This window comes from Salinicoccus halodurans (assembly GCF_900114445.1).
In the GTDB taxonomy this organism is placed as follows: domain Bacteria; phylum Bacillota; class Bacilli; order Staphylococcales; family Salinicoccaceae; genus Salinicoccus; species Salinicoccus halodurans.
Window position 1 is genome coordinate 1 of the sequence record NZ_FOTB01000007.1, and the last position, 2,275, is coordinate 2,275.

At 33.0% G+C, this 2,275-nt stretch carries 3 protein-coding genes; 2 read left to right on the forward strand and 1 reads right to left on the reverse strand.

Features of this window, described 5'->3' with window-relative positions; translation table 11 throughout:
- The coding region (locus tag BM271_RS14025) for a restriction endonuclease subunit S (protein ID WP_200795359.1) at window positions 1-594 on the forward strand (594 nt) is incomplete at its 5' end.
- Between the two features lie 73 nt (window positions 595-667).
- A complete protein-coding gene (locus BM271_RS14030; protein WP_046791200.1) occupies window positions 668-1,594 on the forward strand; it encodes a site-specific integrase in 927 nt (308 codons plus the stop codon).
- Between the two features lie 27 nt (window positions 1,595-1,621).
- Here the strand turns inward: BM271_RS14030 and BM271_RS14035 are convergent.
- The coding region (locus tag BM271_RS14035) for a restriction endonuclease subunit S (protein ID WP_234960627.1) at window positions 1,622-2,275 on the reverse strand (654 nt) is incomplete at its 5' end.

Genomic DNA, 2,275 nt, shown 5'->3' on the forward strand with positions numbered 1-2,275 from the left:
TTGAAACAACAATACCTTAGAGTAATGTTCGTTGAAAATGAAAAAAATACTCCTGAAATTCGTTTTAAAAGCTTTAACGATGTATGGGAACAGCGACAAGTTGAAGACATAGCATTAATAGCCACGGGAAAAAGAGATACTCAGGATTCTATAGAGGGAGGGAAGTATGATTTTTATGTAAGATCTCCTAAAATAGAAAAAATAGATTCGTATTCTTATGACGGTGAAGCTGTATTAACTGTAGGAGACGGTGTTGGCGTAGGGAAAGTATTTCACTATGTTAATGGTAAATTTGATTTTCATCAAAGAGTTTATAAAATTTCAGATTTTAAAAATTTTAGTGGTTTGTACTTTTATTACTATTTTTCCACTAATTTTATTTATGAATCGAGAAAATATAATGCAAAAACGTCAGTCGATTCAGTTCGCAGAGAAATGATCAGTAAAATGAAAATACCAGAGCCGAGTGTTGAGGAACAAAATGAAATTGGCAGACTTCTTAAAAAAGTTGATGATACAATCAATCTTCATCAAAGTAAATTAAGCACATTAGAACAACTAAAAAAATCCTATCTTCGCAAAATGTTTTTATAAAACACCTAAATCTCTTAAAATCGGAAACGTTGATTTTATTTTAATCAGCATTAGATTTTAGGAGGTTTTTTATATGTCGACTAAGAAGAAAGAGAACCAATTATTCTTCAGATATTTCGAAGATTGGATTGAGCTATACAAGGTAGGGGCAGTTAGAGATGTTACTTTGAATAAGTATTATATGACTTTGAAAAAGTTGGAATTACTTGCACCAAATTTAAGAATGTATGATTTAGATCGCCAAAGTTATCAAACTATACTTAATGATTATGCCTTTATGCATGAGAAACAAACTACCATGGATTTTCATCATCAATTAAAAGCCGCTATATTGGATGCTGTTGATGAGGGGGTCATTGATAAGAATCCAACGCGTAAAGTGATAATAAAGGGGAGGGCACCGCGACCTAAAAAGATAAAGTTCTTAAATCAGTTCGAGTTGCAAGCTTTATTGAAAAATTTAGATTTGAACGAGGAGATTAACTGGGATTGGTTTATACTTCTCATTGCTAAAACCGGTTTGCGATTTTCTGAGGCACTCGCTTTAACACCGAATGATTTTGATTTCTCAAAGCAAAGCATTTCAGTGAAAAAAACATGGGATTATAAATCTACAAAGGGAGGAATGCGGGAGACAAAAAATGAATCTTCGAAGCGTAAAGTAATTATGGATTGGCAGGTTGCAATGCAGTTCTCTCAAATGATAAGAGAATTGAATCCCGAAGAACCACTATTCGTTAAAGGTAGAGTTTTCAACTCCATGGTAAACAATAGGTTACGGGCTTTATGTATTAAAGCAGATGTTCCTATAATTTCAGTTCATGGACTAAGACATACACATGCTTCATTATTACTTTTTGCTGGAGTATCCATTGCAAGCGTTGCACGACGACTAGGTCATTCCAGTATGATTACTACTCAAGAAACCTATCTGCATATAATTAAAGAACTCAATAACCAAGACAACGATAAAATAATACGACATTTATCCACGCTGTAATAAAAAATATCTAGAGAGAATTTCTCTCTAGATAAACATTTTGTTTAAATATACTTGTTTAATTTTGTTTAATTTTTCCAACTTACTATAATGAAGTTCGATAGTGTCATCTAGCTCCTTGAAGAACGAGCCGATTTTCTGTTGTTCTTTGGTGGATGGGGTCGGAATTCCTATTTCCATCACTTTTTTCTTTGAAATATTATATCGGGAAATACCTTGTGCTAAAAAGATGAGTTTTTTGCGAATTGAAGGTGATCGTAACATGAATGCTAAATAGTATGGGTCAAAAGTTATTATCGGTCTGTAACCGAAGCAAAAGCTATTAAGATAAACATTATTTGTATCTTCTAGCCACACAGAGCTCATTCCTACCTCCTTAGGGGTTTCGGAAGAGGTTGTAAAAAATACATCTCCGTATTGCACTTGATTCTGTTTATTATCAATCTCAATAATATCTAGATTATTTGGATCAGATATTGCATTACCAAATATATTTGAATATGTTACAAATCTAGCCTCTCCATGTCCAAAATCGGCCTTTTTTTTCCCACTTAAACCTGAAAAAGTCTCTCCCACTTCTCCTAATTTACGCTGTTCCCATACATCGTTAAAGCTTTTAAAACGAATTTCAGGAGTATTTTTTTCATTTTCAACGAACATTACTCTAAGGTATTGTTGTTT